The organism is Neptunicella plasticusilytica, assembly GCF_047922965.1.
Lineage (GTDB): Bacteria > Pseudomonadota > Gammaproteobacteria > Enterobacterales > Alteromonadaceae > Neptunicella > Neptunicella plasticusilytica.
In genome coordinates this window covers 1,367,508-1,386,304 of the sequence record NZ_CP150481.1, presented here as the reverse complement: position 1 = coordinate 1,386,304, position 18,797 = coordinate 1,367,508, and the positions used below count along the sequence as shown (strand labels likewise).

Sequence of the window (18,797 nt, the reverse complement as noted above, 5' to 3'; positions counted from 1 at the left end):
TCTTTGTTGCCGGATTTTGACTTAGAACCACTAGGCCTGCAACCCGGCGTCGCGATCAGAAGGCGTTGGACTTGAACAAAATTCATACACCAAAGATCAACACGCCCTAGTATCCCCCCAAATTTACTTATTAGATTATCCAAAGACTGTGGGATATAGGATATTTGAGTTGGTTCACAGCCTCCTTCAAACATATTCTTAATAGATTAGTTACTACAAGTAATTAATAAGGGAAAAGGTAGTATCAATGTCTGATATAGATGACGGATTTGTTTTTGCCGATGAAAGAAAAGAGATAGAAACCAGTCAAATTACCCCTTGGTACGTTCTGAGTGTGGAAGACAATCAGGAATACCAGGAAACGCTAGTCAGTAGTCTCAAAAAATTAAAGACGGTTCAGGGACACCCCATCCAGATATTAACCGCCAGCTCAGCATTTGACGCGGCTTCGATACTCAGCCAAAAAACCGATATCGCGCTGGTTTTACTCGATGTGGTTATGGAAGATGATGATGCCGGTTTACGTTTGGTGAAAACCATCCGGGAAGTATTGGGAAACGCCAGTATCCGCATTGTTTTGTTAACGGGACAACCCGGTTTCGCGCCCGAAAAGCAGACAATGCAGGAATTAGACATTGACGAGTATTGGAATAAGTCCGATCTGACCACAGATAAATTGCATTCCATTGTCACCAGTAATTTAAGAACCTGGCACTATATAGTCCAACTCATTCAGGCTCAGCAGGGCCTGCAAATGGTTATCGATGCCGCACGAACCATCAGCAGTAAAAGTGATATCGCTTCGTTTACTAACACCGTCCTTACCGAAATAGGTAAAATAGTAGGCATCGAGGAAGGTGGCATTATGTGTGTCCGTATAGATGAAGGAGTAGCCAATGATGTATTCGATATTGTTGAAGCGATTGGTTGTTACCAAAGTTTTTCCGGGGCGGAGTTAACCGCCGAAGAGCTGTATGCCGTTAACGTTAATATCGCCAACGTCGTTAAATATAAAACGCCGGTTCTTCGCTCCACCCTGTCAATTTTTTACTTTGAAACCAGTGATATAGATAACAACTGTTATTTAATGGTGGTGAAATCCAATACCCCGATCAACGATGCAAACATTAACTTGCTACAGGTATTTAGTGAAAATATCAGCAGTGGTTTTACCAATATTGCCTTGCTGAACAGGTTAACCGCCATCGCTTATACCGACCAGGATCTCGATATCCCAAACAGGAATTGGTTATTGAGAGAAATCCACAATATGAATCACAAGGAACGGATACAAAGCAAGTTATTACTGTTTGATATCAAACAGTTTGAGGAAATATCCTTTGCTTTCGGTAGCGATTTTTGTTTGAACGTATTGCGTAATGTTTATCAAAATATCCGCCAGCTGATACCACAGCCAGCACCTATCGCCTTGTCTAATGCGCAGCAATTTGCCGCGCTTTTACCTTGTGATTCTATTATTGATGAAAGTTTGCAAGAGCAGCTAACCCACCAACAATTCAAGTTCAACGATGTTGTGCATAACGTTGATTTAGCGGTCATCGAAATGACCCTGGATAACAGTTTTTATTATTCGGCCTCAAAGATTCTCAATCTGGCTGAATCATCGTTGAAAGAAGCGCTTCAAAAACCGCGTTCGTATGTTATCCATACCCAGCAAGACTCACAAGAAATTACCCGGCGCTATGACTTAATGGGGGCGCTACGAAATGCCATCAAAGACAAGACCTTGTCGGTTATGTTACAGCCCAAAGTTCGTTTAAACGACGGCAAGGTGGTTGGTTTTGAAGCCTTGGCCAGATGGCAACTGGAAGACCGCAACTATGTCAGGCCTGACGAATTTATTCCCATTGCAGAAACCGCGGGCCTTATTTACAACCTTGATTGCTTGATCTTTGAAAAGACGCTGGAAGCCGTTCAACAACTACGAGAAGAAAACATTAACTTGCCGGTCGCCTTCAATGCCTCGTCCTTTGATATTCAACATCCACATTATTATGAATTTATCCGTTCCAACCTGGCTAACAGCGGTTTATCAAGTAACTTGTTTGAGCTGGAAGTGACCGAATCTCAGGCAATGGAGGATTATCAAAATATAAAAACACGACTGCAGCGCTTTGTTGATTTAGGACTTAAAATCAGTATTGACGATTTTGGTACCGGACATTCCTCTTTGTCTCACATTAGCCATTTAACTGCTAATTATTTGAAGATTGATCGCAGCTTCGTTAATGACATCGAAAATGATGAAGGCAATAAACACATCGTTCAAATGATCCTCGATTTAGGGCACCAGTTTGGCTTTAACATCATCGCCGAAGGTATTGAAAATAGCCAGCAACAGACAATACTCAAGGAGATGGGATGTGAAATTGGTCAGGGATGCCTGTTTGCCAAACCCATGCCTGTTAGCGAGCTGATCCCCTGGCTTAAACAACAGACAGATTAAGCAATTTAATTTAAAAACATTAAACGGACACGAACCTGAAAAAATTTATAGCAACACACCGACAGCACATAGTTCGCAATAGTTTGATTAAGATTTTGTTGCTACTGCTGCTTTGTATAACTGCCGGCTATGCAGTCTTTAACGTCCAGTATTTGCGAAAGGTCAATGAGATAAAGCAACAGCAAGACGACAAACTGTTTGTTGCCAAATCAATGTTTGACAGGGAATTGGGCAGTCTGCGAGATCTGCTTAACTTGCTGTATCGCAGCCAGTCCCTTAAAAAAAATCCTGATATTGAATTTGAAGATACACTTAAAGATGTCCAGACTCACTTTGCCAATGTCGGTCTGGCATCACGCTATATTTCCCAAGTCAGGTGGATTGATATATCTGGCCAGGAGATCGTCAGGCTGGACTTTCGGGGCGGTGAATACCGGGTTTTCAACGATGAACAACTACAAAATAAAAAGTCGCGCTACTACGTACAACAAGGTTTGCTTGTTGCGGCCCCGCAAATATATGTTTCGCCAATAGACCTTAACGTAGAGCATGGCAAAATTGTCAAACCCTTTGAAGCCACCGTAAGAGCCAGCATTAGCACCGATAAATCCGATTTTCTGATACAAGGTATACTGGTTATAAACTACAACCTGTCGCAATTGCTGGATAACATTCGCAAGCTCAACTCCCCGGAGTCAGAATTAAGCATAGTGAATCAGGATGGGTATTGGCTATTAAACGCCGAACCGGACATGGAATGGGGGTTTATGCTTAATGCCCCAGAACAGTCATTGGCTAACCGTTCTCCTGTTCTGTGGCAATTACTGGTTGATAAAGTGAGAACAAGTAACAGCGTAATAGATGGTCAGGTTGTCAGTTTTCGCCAGCAAAGTTTATTTGCCATCGATAATTCTGCTACAGACAACAACCACATTTTTATTCTGGCCAAAAGCCAGAAAAATAGTATTAGCGCCGTTAACCACAATCAATTCTGGAAGATATTTGTTGGCGGAGCTGCGCTGTTTTGCGTTGGGCTATTTATTTTTATCAGAGATGCAAAATTGCAGATGCGGCTGTTGAAAATATCAGATGAACTACATCAGGAAAAACAGGCATTAGAGACGTTAAATCAAAAACTGGAAGATCATTTGGCGCAACAGCAACAATTACAAGATGATCTGGTAGAAGCACAAAAACTGTCTTCACTCGGAATGATGGTAGCGGGTGTTGCTCACGAGCTCAACACGCCCATTGGAGGGGCATTGATGTCGGTATCAAGCGCTGAAGTTGAATTGGCCTCATTAAAAGAAGCCGTTAAAGAAGGTCTGACCAAGAGCAAACTAGCCGAAAGTTTGCAAAACCTTGACGAGTCTTTAAACCTGGCATCCAGTAACTTGGGCAGAGCAGCCAATCAGGTAAAAAGTTTCAAACGCATTGCCATTGACAGGGTCAATGAGGAACACATTGAATTTGATTTAAAAGACGTAATAGTCGATCTGCTGACAAGTTTAAAACCCAAAATTAGAACAACCGGCATAGAAGTTGAGCTAGATGTTAAAGACAATACGTTAATGACCAGCAGACCAGGCATAATCTCGCAGGTATTACAGAACTTGATTGTTAACGGCATGAGTCACGCTTTTTCAGCACAACAAAAAGGCAAGATTACCATTACAGCTGTTGTTGATAAGGATGATGAAATCCGCATTGTTGTTGCCGACAACGGTAAAGGTATCAGCCCGGATATAAGGGAAACCATGTTTGAACCCTTCGTGACGACCGGCAGAGGAACGGGCAACACCGGTCTGGGTTTGTATTTCGTTCACCAATGGGTAACCCAAATTCTACAGGGTCAAATCAGCGTCACTTCACAACCGGACCAAGGTACAACTTTTACTATTTGTCTGCCATTACAGATATCAGCAAGCTAGGGCCTGTTGATCTTTGGTGTGTGTTTTTGCAGCAGTTTGTAGCGTATTTATACAAGGCAGAGCGAGTGTGGTGTCGTTACTCTACATGAATGAGCGATAACGCTGTAGAAATTCACTACAAACTTTTCTTACCGATCCGAAAATCACAATGACAGCGTTGTGCAAAGCCTTATAGGCTATATATCCATGCCGCCATAAAAATATTGTTTATTTTATCATCATTAATTATACTGTATGTACAAACAGTACTTAAGGGTGTTAATTATGTTTCCTAACAGCGGTATTAAAGCCATTGATCAACTTATTAAAAAACATGGTGTGCATTACGGTGATGCCGATAACGCTTTTCAGCGGACTTTGTATTTACCCCCTTGTGAATCAGTTATGTCTACCCGTGCGGCCATTTTACCCTTTGGTCTGCATCGCTTTCCTCCCTCCATTTGGCTAAAGCTGACAACTGAATGCCAGCAGCGCCCTACTGTGTTACACCAGTTCCGGTTACCCCAACTGGATGGTAAGCGTATTTGCTGGGTTTTGATGGATACACACGGCCAGGTGCTGGAGCTGGCAGTGTGCATTAATAAAATACACTATGTAAAAGCGGCTAAATATTTAACCAGTTTGCTAATCTATCACGCTGACTCACCTCAACATGTTGAACTAGCCTATGGTTAGGGTCCGGTTTTTTGAAAATAGTCGCGTCAGTGGTATTAATTTGTAATAGTAGCGACGTCGTTATTAAACTATTACAAAAAGCCTTATATATGAAAAAATTTTTATTCTTTACATTGTGTTCCCTACTGACCAGTTCGGCCATGGCCGCTCTTTCTTCTACCGAAACCCGAATAGTTAATCATATCGATAACACCAACCCACAAGCGGTCGAATTGCTGGAACATATTGTCAATATTAATAGCGGTACAATGAATTTTGCCGGCGTCCGCAATGTCGCCAATGTATTGATTCCGGAATTCAAAAAGTTGGGTTTTAAAGCGCATTTTGAAGAGGGAACGACATTTAATCGTGCCGGGCATTTAATTGCCGAATTACAGAGTGGTAAAGGACCGAAAATATTGTTGATTGGCCATCTGGATACCGTATTTGAAGCAGATAGTCCATTTCAACAATTTGAATTACTGGACAACAATCAAGCCAAAGGACCCGGTATTTCTGATATGAAAGGCGGTGATATTATTATCCTGCAATCACTTAAAGCGCTTAAAGACGCCGGTGAACTGGCTGATATGAATATTAAAGTCGTGATGACCGGCGATGAAGAACTCAGCGGCCGCCCATTAGCATTATCAAAAAAAGCCCTGATCGACGCCGCTGAATGGGCCGATATCGCTATCGGCTTTGAAGGCGGTGACGGCAAAGCGGTTACCGCCAATATCTCCCGGCGTGGAACTGTCGACTGGACTTTAACGGTTAAAGGTAACGCGGCCCATTCTTCACAGGTGTTTAGCGACGAAGTAGGTGCAGGTGCTATATATGAAGTTTCACGCATTTTGCACCGTTTTTATCAGGAGTTACGCAGTGAATCACTTCTCACTTTTAACCCCGGCAGGATAATGGGCGGTACCACTGTGGAGCATGACAAAGCCAATAACAGTGGTAGTGTTTTTGGCAAAAATAATGTGGTGGCGCAGTCTGCTATTGTGACCGGTGATATCCGCTCTTTGTCGCTGCAGCAGTTAACCCGGGTAGAAAATAAAATGCGTAGTATTGTAGCCGAACACTTACCTCAAACCGAAGCGGACATTAGCTTTGGTGAAGGCTATCCGCCAATGGCACCCAGTGAGGGGAATAAAAAGCTGCTGAGTCTGTATAGCCGGATAAGTCAGGATTTGGGACAAGGTGAAGTAGTTGCAGTCAATCCGCTTGATGCCGGCGCGGCCGATGTGTCATTTACTGCCGAATTTGTCGATATGGCAATTGACGGTTTGGGACTTAGCGGTTCGGGTGGACATACCGTTGAAGAAAGAGCTGATTTAAACGCCCTGTCCGCCCAAACCAAGCGCGCGGCATTACTGCTCTATCGTCTTAAATATCGATAAACCAGTAAACCTTGCCGAAAAGTATCAGCTATCACTGAGTTTGGCTAAAGGAATCAGCCTTTAGCCAGTACGATCCTGATTTCAAGCTCCGGCCTCTAGCGGGTTAGGCGTTGCGCAAATAACCAGGGCAGTAATTGCGGCTCGGCAAAAGCCGAGTCCCAACTGTTATGATTCGCTTCGGGATACAAGGTCAGCTTGACCTTCCCTCCTTGTTTGCTAATCGCATCAGCCATCTGTCTGGAATAACGGGGAGACACAATATCGTCTTTTTCACCATGAAAAATCCAGATCGGCAGGCCATTACGATATCGGCTGACAATTGCGGGATCGCCACCACCACAAATGGCAAACGCGGCAGCAAAGATATCCGGCTTGCGTGACAAAATCTCGAAGGTGCCCATGCCGCCCATCGATAATCCTCCAACATAAATACGCGAGTTATCTACGTAAGATTGACTACTGAAGTTATCCATCAATTCCATCACTAGCGCCATTGAGGTGGTCGGTTTCCCGCCGTCTTTAAATGAAAACTTGGGTCTGGGACCACTGCGATCCACATCCACATTAGCCCAATAATCACTTTTCGGTGCTTGCGGGAAAATGACAATGGCCGGAAATTTTTCGCGAACCTGTGGCTGCAAAAATAACTGACTGCCGTGTACCAACTGTGCCTTATTATCATCTCCACGCTCACCGGCGCCGTGCAAAACCAGTACCAACGGATACTGTTTGGCCGGATCAAAATCAGCCGGATATAAAATGCGGTAATCTAATTGTTTAAACTGTCCTTCCTCAAAGCGGGGAGACGGCTCAGCCCAACTAAAATGTCCAATGCAAAGCAGTATACTTAACAGCAATATATTTCGATAGCGTTGTTTTAACATCAATCAATTCTCCGTAATCCGATACCATTGATACCGTTATTATTATCGCCCTGCACATCTAGCCTAATTTGATTTTGCACGTTGGTGAAGCGCCATTTTTTCTGTAGCGCGGTAAAGGCCTGCTCAGGCGTCTGTAACGACACAGTGCGTCCATTAATAGCCAGTTGCAATTTGCTGGAAACTTGTTGCTGCTTATTAAGGTTGCTGTACAAAATGATTAATTCATATTGACCTGGCGGTGCGTCAAAATAGTATTGATACTGACCCCGGCGCTGGGTCTGAAACAGTGGGTCGTTGTTTGTACCGATAATATCCGCGTCGGTTCCCACTCCCAGATTACGGCTGAAGTAAGGCTCGCCGCCTGTTACGCCATAAAAACCATCCTGATAAGCCTCATCCGGTAACCATAAAATGCCATTAACCAGATCATCGAAATAAAATTCGCCGCCGACGTTAATATAGATATCAGTAAAACGGCTTCCGTCAGGACGTTCAGGGTATAAGGTAAAAGTCACTCTATGATTATCTTCACTGACAATCTGGTCATTGATCCCCACCACTCTGAGTTGATTAACGCCCTGTTTAAAGGGTACCTGCCACTGCGCAATATGCCCGGTCAATGTCTGTTCGGGCAGTGCAGTACCATTGATAAATAGCTGGGCCGACGCGGTGTTGCCGTAGACTTCCACTCGTTGATTGGAGACGCCTTCGCCATTATCTTTACCGGCCCTATGGTTTACAGCGCTGTCGGCAATATGGATCATCGGCTGTTTGGACAACCAACTTTGCAGCAGCCAGTAACTGTCCTTGGCTTGCCTGTCTATTGTCATCAAGCCTTTGGAATTGATGGTGGGTACCGCATCGCGACGATTAGCCGAGCCAAAATCAAACATATTCCATACTGCCGCCCCGGCGACAAAATCCCGTTGCATAATTTGACTGATATTGGCTTGCATAAACTGGTTCTGCCAGTCGACAGTAAAATCGAAACGCCGCGGTTTGAACGACCGCATTCTGGGATCGGACCCGGCGCCATATTCGGTTATCAATACCGGCTTGTCAGGATATTCACTGTGATAGTGGTCGAGAAACTTACCCAGCCCCTGTATATCTTCCTCATACCAGCCAAAATACAGGTTCCAGCCGACCAGCATGGGGATATCCAGTAACCCGGCTTGTTGATACAACTCGAACTGGCCATGGTTGGGGATCATGGTATAGCGACTCGGATCGGTCTCCCGGGTCACTTTTTCCATCACTTTGGCAAAGGCGGTAATTTTATCAATTTTTTGCCTGTCTCTTTCCCAGTTGCGGCCTAGCAACATTTCATTCATATACGCCCAAACAAAAATACTCGGATGATTGAAATACTGATAGATCATCTCTTTTTGCATATGCAGCGCGTTGGCATAAAACGCTTGTGAGTCAGTAATATCATGATCCAGCGGGATTTCCATGGTGACCACCAGACCCATTTTATCGGCCGCATCCAGTACCGACTGATCTTGCGGATAATGGGCCGTCCTCAAAAAATTGCTGCCACTGGCTTTTATCAATCCGATATCGGCGACGGCTCGTTGATCGGATACAGCATTCGCCTGTCCGGCAAAATCCTGATGGCGATTCACCCCCATCAATTTGACTGGCTGGCCATTAAGTATCAGCCCCTGTTTGGCATCAAACGAAAAATAACGCAGCCCCACAGTGGTAGTTTGCTGATCGAGAAGACGCCCGTCACTATCCAGAATATCGCTTTGTAGCCGGTACAACACAGGTGAGTCAGGACTCCACAAGGCAGGTTTTTTAACCTTGGGAAGGCTGATAACCTGACTGGATTTCGCTGTCGCAGAGGATTCGGCAACCAGTTGGTTATCAGCAGAATATAGGCGATGGTGCAAGGTTAAATTCTGTTGGTCAACACCACTAATATGACTTTCAACCTTGATGCTGGCCGACTGCTCAGTGACCTGCGGATAACGCACAAAAATGCCGCTGCTGGCATAATCACCAAAATCGAAATGCACCCGGTTTTTACTGATTAACCAAACATCCCGATAAATGCCACCATAGAAGTTAAAATCGCCTTTCAGTGGCACCAGATCATCATTGTGGCTGTTATCCACTTTGACCCGCAGCAGGTTATCACCCGATGACCTTAACTGCTCGGTGATATCAATAACAAAGGCGGTATAACCTCCCTGATGTTGCCCTACCCGTTGGTTGTTAAGATACACCTCGGCAACCTGATTGACGCCTTCGAACTTTAAATAATAGCGCTGATTTGGCTGCGGGAGCAGCGCCAGTTTTTTTTGATACCAGCCAATTCCCCGGTAATAACCCGGCACCTCATCAAAGGCATCCAGCGCATTCCAGCTATGCGGCAAGTCCACATCCTGCCAATCCCCTTCATCAGCGGTATCCTGCAACACAAACTGCCATTGGTCATTGAGCGATTGCATTGACGAAAGGGGTATTGCGCCCTCTTTAGCGTACGCATTGGCACTGCCCAACACCGCAATCAGCAGCAATAGCGTGGCATACCTGTAATACCGCCATCCAGTCATCAATAGGTTGGTTATCATATTGATAGCACTCCAATCAAACATAAAATTAAGGGGCGAACCCTGTCCGCCCCAACCGCATTATTAACCAGAGTGCAGGTTAATTAACCTGATAGGCCCGGGTTGTGCGCGGTTCATTGGTATCGTTATTATGATCGTTATAAGTCAGGAACTTGTCACGCAGCCTGGCAACACGCTCGGCATGCTCGGAGACATCAATCAAATTATGCTGCTGAGCAAGGTCGGTGGACAAATCATAAAGTTCGGTGGCTTTATTATCTTTATCGACCATTAATATCCAGCTTCCTTCGCGAATCGCTCCGTCGTAGGAAAACCCGGCCTGATAAATAACGAAAGGATGTAACGGCTGATCATTGGGTTGAGTGCCTTTAAGGATCGGCATCAGCGAGGTGGAATCCATGGCCTGATCTTCCTGCATGTTCTGGCCAGTCAACTCATACATGGTGGCGACCCAGTCATGATTAATCACCAATTGATCCGATTCGCTGCCCGGTTTGATTATCGAACCTGCATCGCTGCCATCTCCCCATTTAATAATAAAGGGTACCCGATGTCCACCTTCGTATATATCCGCTTTATAACCGCGGTACGGACCATTGTTGTCATGCTCAGGATCACCATAATGGGTGATTGAAGGCCACAATGCGCCGTTATCACTGGTGAAAATAATCAGGGTATTATCGGCAATGCCCAATTCCTTCAATTTGTTGACCAATTTGCCGAGCTGTACATCTACTTCATAAAGCACATCGGATGTTACCGCACCGGTTTTACCCATAATCTGTTCATCGATAGTTGATGGATCACCGTCATAATCAAAAGGGGCGGTATGGGGAACATGAATCGCCTGGGATGCAAAGTACAGCATAAACGGCCGGTTCTCGTTGTTGGCCTGATTGGCATCCTGGTGACGCTGCATAAAGTCTAATGCCTTGTTAGTTAAGGCAATACCAACCTGACTGGAATCATAATCCACATCGGCACGGGCCGGATTATTTTTCGGCGCTTCAACAATCTCCGATAAGCCATTATCGCTGACCCGGAAAAAGCCGTTAGTCAAAATATGCGTAGAGCTATTGTCTGCAGGGTTATCGGGGTTGATCGGTACAAACTTACCGTTCTCGAAAAAAGCATAGGGCTCGTGCTGGATGCCGCTTTGCATGCCGTAGGAATAATCGAAGCCATGTTGATTGATACTGTCTCCTACACCTTTGGCAAAATCCATGGTATTGAGTTTGTTCTTTAGTCTGATCAGGTTGCCCTGCTCATCCCTGACATCGCCGCCAAAATGCATTTTGCCGAAAAAAGCGGTTTGGTAGCCGGCCTGTTGCATAATGTCGCCCACCGTCAGATGCTTGCCGGCCTGGGTACGCTCACCATTAACACTAAAGCCGGAGCTGAAATTCACATCCCAGCTTCCTCCCGGGCGACCATTACGGTAAGGGTAACTTCCTGTCATCAAACTAAAACGTGAAGGGGCACATAATGCGGCTGGCGCATGCGCATCAGTAAAACGCATGCCCTGCGCAGCCAACTGATCAATGTTAGGCGTAGGCACTTTGCCACCATAAACACCAATGTCGCCGTATCCCACATCATCAGCTAAAAAGAAAATAACATTGGGTAAGGTTTTACTTTGTTGATTAGATTGAGCTTCTTGAGCATTGCAGGCACTCAATACCATCAGCGACGTCAATGCCGTGGCGAGTTTAATAGTTTTCATCATTATTTCCGAATGTATAGGGCCTGCCGGGATAGGCAGGCCTGATTACTCTGTTTTGTGAATGCAGTGGAAATTAATCTGCCGGGTTAGCCGCGAGTAAGTCCACATCAGCAGACAAGCTGAAACTCACCTTGTTAGTGGTGTCAGAGCTATTGCCGATATACAGGTTAAAATCGCCAGCTTCGGCGCCATAACTCATATCAATACGATGAAACGCCAAATCTTGCGGGGTCAGGGTGAAAATGACTTCTTTACTTTCCCCTCTGCGCAGATGGATTTTTTTAAAACCTTTAAGCTCTTTTACCGGACGGGTCACAGAGCCGACAAGATCCTGTACATAGAGCTGCACTACCTCTTCGCCGTCGGTATCACCACTGTTGGTTACCACCACCGACGCTTTGATACTGCCTTGCGGATCAAGCTTGCTATTGCTCAGACTGACTTCGGAAAAATCAAAATGGGTATAACTCAACCCGTAACCAAAGGGATACAAAGGTGAATTAGGCGAGTCCAGGTAGCGGGAACGGTATTTCTGTTCCGCGCCTTGCGGATCATAAGGACGTCCGGTATTTTTCATATTGTAATAAATAGGCACCTGCCCTACGCTGCGAGGGAAAGTCACCGGCAACTTACCCGACGGATTATAGTCGCCATACAGCACATCGGCGACCGCATGACCGCCTTCCGTGCCCGGATACCAGACATCCAGTATGGCATCGACATTATCATCCGCCCAACTCAAGTTCATTGCCCGGCCACTCATCAGCACCAATACCATAGGTTTACCGAGTTTTTTCAGCTCTTTCATCAAGGCCAGCTGGGTACCTGGAAAACCTAAATCGACCCGACTGGCCGCTTCACCTGTCATATTCCATTTTTCGCCCATGGCCAGAACGACCACATCCGACTTTTTGGCTGCAGCGATAGCGTCTTTGAATCCGGTTGTATCGGTATGATCAAACTCATAGCCTGCACCCTTGGCATAGTTGATTTTCAGCTTGTCGCCGAAACGGGCTTTCAGCCCCTCCAGTACCGTAACCGGACGTTTCCAGCGCTCACCAGCGGCGGACCAGGAACCAATCATATCTTGCTTGGAATCAGCCAGTGGACCAATCAACGCGATTGACTTTTTATCCGATAATGGCAACACCTTGTTATCATTTTTCAGTAATACAAAGGATTTTCTGGCCATATCACGGGCGGCATCCAGATGATCCTGCTTATAAATTTCCGCTTTTTGACGATCGTTGTCAGAATAACGATAAGGATCATCAAACAAGCCGAGACGATACTTCATTTCCAGAATCCGGCGCACCGCCTGATCAATTTTCGCCTGACTGACTTTGCCTTCATTCAGCAATTGTTGCAGATTATCGGAGTAGGCCGAACCCTGCATATCCATATCAACACCGGCATTAATCGCCAACTGTGCAGCGTGTTTGAGGTCCTTGGCGTAACCATGGGGCACCATTTCGTTGATTGAGGTGTAATCTGTTACCACAAAACCCTCAAAGCCCCAGCGCTGTTTAAGAATATCATCAAGCAGATATTCGCTGCCTGATGCCGGCACTCCGTTTAACTCATTAAAGGACGTCATAAAGGTGGCTACACCTTCTTGGACAGCGGCTTCAAACGGCGGTAAATAGGTATCCCATAATTCGCGAGTAGACATATTGGTGGTGTGATAATCACGCCCCGCCTGAGCGGCGCCGTATGCCGCATAGTGTTTGGCGCAGGCCAATACCGTATCGGTAGCGGCCAGATCATCCCCCTGGAAGCCTTTAACACGGGCGCGAGCGATGGCGGTACCCAAAAAGACATCTTCACCGGAACCTTCCGACATACGCCCCCAACGCGGATCGCGAGAGATATCCACCATAGGAGCGAAAGTCCAGTGAATGCCTTCAGCAGCCGCTTCAGTTGCAGCGACTCTGGAGCCGTCCTGAATCGCCTGCATATCCCAGGAAGCGGCCTCGCCCAGGGAAATCGGGAAAATAGTACGATGACCGTGGATCACGTCATAACCAAATAACAACGGAATTCCTAAACGGGTTTCTTCGACCGCCAATTTTTGCAGCCCGCGAGTATAGTCCGCCGTAAAGGCATTAAAAATCGAGCCGACTTTACCTAATTTTATCTGCTCCTGATAATCATCACTCATGGTGGGGCCGGTTTTATCCCAGCCACTGGTCAGCAGGTTTAACTGGCCAATCTTTTCTTGCAAGGTCATCTTGGCCATCAGTTCATTAATAAACTGGTCCATTTCGGCTTTGTTGTCATGCCAGATAATTTGGGATACTACTGCACTGTTTACCGGCTCTGGCATCACTTTATTATTAACGGAACCGCATCCCGCCAACGTAATTGAAACACCAATACTCAGGCATAACAGAGACTTGTTAAATTTTTTCATCATTTCATTTCTCACCTTGTCGGCGACGCATTAAGCAATAGGCCGCCGGCTAAATTTTTTTACTGCTTTGGTTTGATCGCTTGACCCTTGATGCTAAAACCCAATTTATTCAGGCCTTTGCGGATATCGGGGTCGCGCATAAAGGCATTCCAGAGCAATCCGCTACGATAATTTTCAATCATGCCGACAATCGGCCCCTGATCGATGGCCAGATAAGTTTTACGCACTTGCTGTTGCGGATCGTCACTCACCGACAGGTTAATCCCGTCGTAAAAACCCATTTTGCCAAACAGTTCCTTACCATGATTGAAATACAAATTTTTCAATACTTGCATGGATTCCTTTGGTGTGTAGGGCATGGAAGACAATGCCGCCGTCGGCGTTATAGTGCCGTGATCACGCTGGAAACCCGGGGCGTGCGCAGTGTAACCGTCCGGCACATTGTCACCTGCCGTCAAGCCCCAAAAGTCTTCCCCATAGCCCTTCCAGGCATAAGGGTTATCCATAACATAGGCACGATTAATCAGGGTGTGGCGTACATTCTGCTGCCAGTAATTGGCGTAACGGTCACGTAATCCGCGAGGGTCCAGTCCCATAAAGGAATAGTGGGCGAAGAACAGCGGCCCTCCCTTGTGTTCTTTGTTGCCCAGGGGCAGTGCCATGCCGTAATAATCCTGATAATTACGGAAGGTGGGGACATCCCAGCCAGCCCAACCTTTATGATAAGGTTGATCAGAGGTCGCATGGGTAGGAGACGAGGCTGCCAATACATACACAATCAAGGCTTCGTTATAGCCTTTAATAGCATGGTTCATTTTGAAGCCGTAGTTTTTTGACCAATGCCAGTACATCACATCCTGCCCCTGGGTATACCATTGCCAGTCCATAGCTTCCCACAACGCAGTAATTTCCTGCCGCAATTGCTGCTCTTTTTTACTACCTGCATTGAAATATTGACGCGCTGTCAGCAGTCCCTGCGCCATAAAGGCAGATTCGACAGTATCACCACCATCGTCATATTTACTGAAATGAAAAATCTTGCCCGTGTCGGCGTTATACCAATGGCCCCACATACCGTGAAAACGTTCCATGGTTGCCAGCGATTTGGTCAGTTTTAACATCCTGTCAACCGCCTGTTCACGGCTGATCCAGCCGCGTTCAGCACCGGTAATCACCGATGCAATACCAAAACCTGTACCACCGGAGGTAATAATATTGCCGTCCTTCATATTCGGCTGACGCTCATGCGCCCAACCGGTTTTCGGATCAGCATCATCCCAAAAATAGCGGAAGGTATAACGCTGCACCATGTCCAGTAATTCATCGTCAGAAAAATCACGGGTAGACACTTTAACCTGACCTAATTCTTTGCTGGTAGCGGCATCGACTAACTTATAAGTTAACGCCAGATTACGTCCCAAATCACCGGTAAAATCGATTACAGAATCACTGCTAACAGATTGGCGTTGTTGCCAATCACCGCCATCGATTTTTACCCACAACTGGTACTCATGATTAGACTTAGCCAGATCCTGCCAGAACAGTTCCACATGGCGGTCATAGCCTTGTGCGGTCAAACCTGCCGCGATAGCTAACTGGCTGGTTAACGCCAATAACCCGGCAGCCAGATATCCAAACCATTTATACCTCATTGATATTCTCCCATGCATTTCTACACATTAATTATTGACAGTAAAACAACAACTTAGCTGCTTACCACCCTACGACAAAAAATGATAAGGGAGCCCCAAATGGCTCCCTGGTTAACTCGACACGGTTTGGTTAGAATTTCCATCCCGCAGACAGTTTAACTTGTCTCAAACCACGAGTTTGTGCAGTTGGATTGGGCTCTCCGAAATCATCGCTATCCCATCCGGTAATAAATGTCCGATAATTTTTGGTGTTAAACAGGTTTAACACGTCAAAACGAACATGAAATGACGACCCTTCAACCATAAACTCGCTGCCAAACTCTTTTGATAACGAGATATCCAGCTGACTGTAGTCACTTTCAGAAGGCTCAACCCGGTCAAAGTAACAATGCTGGTTATCGATATGGCAATCCAGATACTGGAAAGTCGTCTCGGAAGCCCAGGTATACTTAGCCGACAAATACATATCCCAAGGCATGTCGTAACCACCTGTTAGTACTAAACGATGCTCGGGAACACCAACAGACTTGTTCCAGCCATAATCTTCTACCGAAGGATAATCCAGTGCATATACTTCGCTATATACGCGGTTTTCTTCCGAATCACTGAAGGTGTACGCCACTTGCACATCCCAGTTATCAATATGTGGATGGTCCAGTTTTACATACAGGTTGGTACTGCGAGTTTCACCGCCATTAACACCCAGAATCAGGTTACCGTATCCTGGAGTCGGGAAGCCCCAGGGAGAACCCCAGCTAGCCCCTTCGGCAAAAAACTCACCGTTTTCACGACGATTACCCAATAACCAGTTAAAGCCGTCATGGCTTTCGATTCGGGTCACACTCACGTCGGTATTCCAGTCTCCCCAGCTGCTGCGGATCCCCAAACTACTCTGGTCAGAATAGGGCATTTTCAAATCATTACTGATCAGGTTATTTTCGCCGCGGACTTCAACCTCAGAAATCAACTCGTTTAATCCTGACTGAGTCAGGTATTTAGGATCCCAGGCCACACAGCTCGGGCTGCTGGCATCACAAGGATTGCTCGCGTCACCCTGGAATAGATAGGAGACAGAGGCAAAGGTGTTTTTACTGGTTTCCAGTTGTATGTAGTCAAACTGGTTACGGTCATAGCTGCGCCCCCAGCCACCGTATAAGGTATGGTTCCGCTCTTCACCCAGCGCATAGGAGAAACCTAAACGAGGCTGCCAAGCACCGGTATAATTATCACGTTCCTTACCGGTACTGATAAAGTCATCAATGTCGTAGTCGGTGTTCTGGATATTGCTCCAGTTGTGCAACGCGGTAACCAGCTCGGTAGGCGTTTTGAAGTCAGTAAAGCTGGGCGATTTTTCGTAGTCCCAACGTACCCCCAGGTTCAAAATCAACCTGTCGGTCACTTCCCAATCATCCTGGATATAAAGACCCAACTGGGAATTATCCGATTCCACCCGGCCTTGAGCATCAGTCCCTGCCACAGGTAAGCCCCACTCAACCCGGTAAGGTTGAACTAAATCAAACATGCCTTCGCTATTGAACTCTACGTTGTAGTAGTACTGCGGATTATAGGGCTGTTGCTGGATAGTATTCAGTTTGACCGACTTGTACTTGATACCCGCCTTGATCACGTGATAGCCGTTCCACTCCAAATCCAGCCAGGTAAAGTCGTCCTGAATTGACCAGCCTTTCTGGCCTTTATCCTGAAAGTTCCGGCCACCGCCTACGTTAAGCAGTGTTTGGCGTTCGGCATTCTGTAATACCATTCCCGGCGCATTGGTATAAGGAGTCGGTGCCCAGCTTACGTCCTCATAGGTAAAGCGGATTTCGTTTTGCCATTCGTCGGCATAAAAGGTGTGCTTGATATTGGCGCGGTTATCTTTAACTGTGCGATCCGTACCGTAAGACTGGGTATTGGCACCACCAAAACCGACAATATCCGATTCATCACGGACTTTGACTGAGGCTTCCAGTGTCTGATCATCACTAATTGACCAGTCGATCTTGCCGAAAAACAAGTCTTCACTAAAATCCGATGCATGACTGCCCAGCATCGCCTGATATTCAGCCGGCAGGGTAAAATCTTCAATATTAGCGCCGCCGATGACATCTTGAGGGGTTTTAATATCTTTGCGTTCGTAGGTCACCAGAAAGTGTAACTTGTCCTTGATAATTGGGCCGGACAAGGTTCCACCATAGTGACGAGTCAGTGAAACAGTTTTACCCTCTTCCTCGTTAGGCTCTGCTTCACGAAAATCCTGATTGGTGTAATCAACAAACAGATCACCTTCAAATTCATTGGTACCGCTGCGCGTCACGGCAGAAATAGCGGCACTGGAAACCTGATCATATTCGGCCTTGTAGTTTTGGGTGATAACCTTGTATTCACCAATAGCGCCTTGCGGGAAAGGGTTGCCGTTACTGGAATCCTGGCCGGTAATACCGCCCTTAAGTACATAGTCTTTTTGACTGACGCCATCTAGAAATACGTTAATCGCACGTTGGTGCTGAGCACCACCACGCAAGCTGATATTACCGTTATTGGCCGTTTCAAGTTGCACCCCGGGTGCCAAATCAGCAAAAGCTAAAAAGTTACGGTTACCTTGCGGCAGATGCGCCATCATTTCAGGGGTAATATTGGTGCCGACTTCGCCACCCGAGAATGCTTCAACCCTCACTCCGGTCACTGCAATATGTTCCACCCCACCGGTAGATTGGTCTTCAACAGAAAAATTCAGTCTGGCGGATTGACCAACCAGTAATTGAATTTGCTCCCCCGCTTCATCACCCACAGTAACGTTATAATTACCGGGTTTCAGGCCAATAAACAGATAGGAGCCGTCAGCACGCGTCGTGGTGGTTTTGCTATAACCCCGTTTTGTATCAACAGCTGTGACTTCTATGCCGGCTTTAGGCATTTCGTTTTGGGTGGTGATCTTGCCGCCTAAAGTAGCGCTTTCAATTTGCGCCATAACAGGTGTCGAAATTGTGCCAAGACCGGCTGTCATTATTGCCAGTGACAGGGCACTTTGTTTAAACCAAGTTGAATGTCTCATCATTGTCTCCGTATTAAAAATAGCCGCCAATTACTC

The 18,797-nt window shown here is 46.2% G+C and carries 10 protein-coding genes; 4 read left to right on the top strand and 6 right to left on the bottom strand.

The genetic code is table 11. The features are described from left to right. The first annotated feature begins 247 nt into the window (after positions 1-247). The 4 genes from V1467_RS05980 (at position 248) to V1467_RS05965 (ending at position 6,455) form a co-directional block, all read left to right on the top strand. Entirely contained in the window at positions 248-2,467 is a 2,220-nt protein-coding gene (locus tag V1467_RS05980; protein WP_416307886.1) for an EAL domain-containing protein, read from the top strand. 152 nt (positions 2,468-2,619) lie between these two features. Further along, the gene (locus V1467_RS05975) at positions 2,620-4,398 is read left to right on the top strand and encodes a sensor histidine kinase (RefSeq protein WP_416307885.1); all 1,779 of its coding nucleotides are present in this window, start codon (positions 2,620-2,622) and stop codon (positions 4,396-4,398) included. 264 nt (positions 4,399-4,662) lie between these two features. Further along, positions 4,663-5,073: a hypothetical protein gene (locus V1467_RS05970; RefSeq protein ID WP_416307884.1), complete on the top strand. Its 411-nt coding sequence runs from the start codon at positions 4,663-4,665 to the stop codon at positions 5,071-5,073. An 89-nt stretch (positions 5,074-5,162) separates the two neighbouring features. Continuing rightward, a complete protein-coding gene (locus V1467_RS05965; RefSeq protein ID WP_416307883.1) occupies positions 5,163-6,455 on the top strand; it encodes a M20/M25/M40 family metallo-hydrolase in 1,293 nt (430 codons plus the stop codon). Between the two features lie 95 nt (positions 6,456-6,550). On the opposite strand, the gene V1467_RS05960 is transcribed toward V1467_RS05965, so the two are convergent. From V1467_RS05960 to V1467_RS05935, 6 genes are all read right to left on the bottom strand, one after another. After that, the gene (locus tag V1467_RS05960; protein WP_416307882.1) at positions 6,551-7,339 is read right to left on the bottom strand and encodes a prolyl oligopeptidase family serine peptidase; all 789 of its coding nucleotides are present in this window, start codon (positions 7,337-7,339) and stop codon (positions 6,551-6,553) included. Next, positions 7,339-9,921 carry a glycoside hydrolase family 2 TIM barrel-domain containing protein gene (locus V1467_RS05955; protein WP_416307881.1) on the bottom strand — a complete coding sequence of 861 codons (2,583 nt, stop codon included), beginning with the start codon at positions 9,919-9,921 and terminating at the stop codon, positions 7,339-7,341. Before V1467_RS05955 ends, V1467_RS05960 begins: the two co-directional genes overlap by 1 nt. A 79-nt stretch (positions 9,922-10,000) precedes the next feature. Next, positions 10,001-11,647 carry a sulfatase family protein gene (locus V1467_RS05950; RefSeq protein WP_416307880.1) on the bottom strand — a complete coding sequence of 549 codons (1,647 nt, stop codon included), beginning with the start codon at positions 11,645-11,647 and terminating at the stop codon, positions 10,001-10,003. A gap of 70 nt (positions 11,648-11,717) precedes the next feature. Then, entirely contained in the window at positions 11,718-14,060 is a 2,343-nt protein-coding gene (gene bglX, locus V1467_RS05945; RefSeq protein ID WP_416307879.1) for a beta-glucosidase BglX, read from the bottom strand. A 56-nt stretch (positions 14,061-14,116) separates the two neighbouring features. Further along, positions 14,117-15,709, bottom strand: a complete 1,593-nt coding sequence (locus tag V1467_RS05940; protein ID WP_416307878.1) for a glucoamylase family protein — start codon at positions 15,707-15,709, stop codon at positions 14,117-14,119. 130 nt (positions 15,710-15,839) lie between these two features. After that, complete coding sequence (locus tag V1467_RS05935; RefSeq protein ID WP_416307877.1) at positions 15,840-18,761, bottom strand: TonB-dependent receptor domain-containing protein; 2,922 nt, start codon at positions 18,759-18,761, stop codon at positions 15,840-15,842. Positions 18,762-18,797 lie beyond the last annotated feature (36 nt).

Excerpts from the sequence above, each read along its gene's own strand:
- V1467_RS05950 (WP_416307880.1), bottom strand. The coding sequence starts at position 11,647 with ATGATGAAAACTATTAAACTCGCCACGGCATTGACGTCGCTGATGGTA.
- V1467_RS05965 (WP_416307883.1), top strand. The coding sequence starts at position 5,163 with ATGAAAAAATTTTTATTCTTTACATTGTGTTCCCTACTGACCAGTTCG.
- V1467_RS05970 (WP_416307884.1), top strand. The coding sequence starts at position 4,663 with ATGTTTCCTAACAGCGGTATTAAAGCCATTGATCAACTTATTAAAAAA.
- V1467_RS05980 (WP_416307886.1), top strand. The coding sequence starts at position 248 with ATGTCTGATATAGATGACGGATTTGTTTTTGCCGATGAAAGAAAAGAG.
- V1467_RS05940 (WP_416307878.1), bottom strand. The coding sequence starts at position 15,709 with ATGAGGTATAAATGGTTTGGATATCTGGCTGCCGGGTTATTGGCGTTA.
- V1467_RS05955 (WP_416307881.1), bottom strand. The coding sequence starts at position 9,921 with ATGATAACCAACCTATTGATGACTGGATGGCGGTATTACAGGTATGCC.
- bglX (WP_416307879.1), bottom strand. The coding sequence starts at position 14,060 with ATGATGAAAAAATTTAACAAGTCTCTGTTATGCCTGAGTATTGGTGTT.
- V1467_RS05960 (WP_416307882.1), bottom strand. The coding sequence starts at position 7,339 with ATGTTAAAACAACGCTATCGAAATATATTGCTGTTAAGTATACTGCTT.
- V1467_RS05935 (WP_416307877.1), bottom strand. The coding sequence starts at position 18,761 with ATGAGACATTCAACTTGGTTTAAACAAAGTGCCCTGTCACTGGCAATA.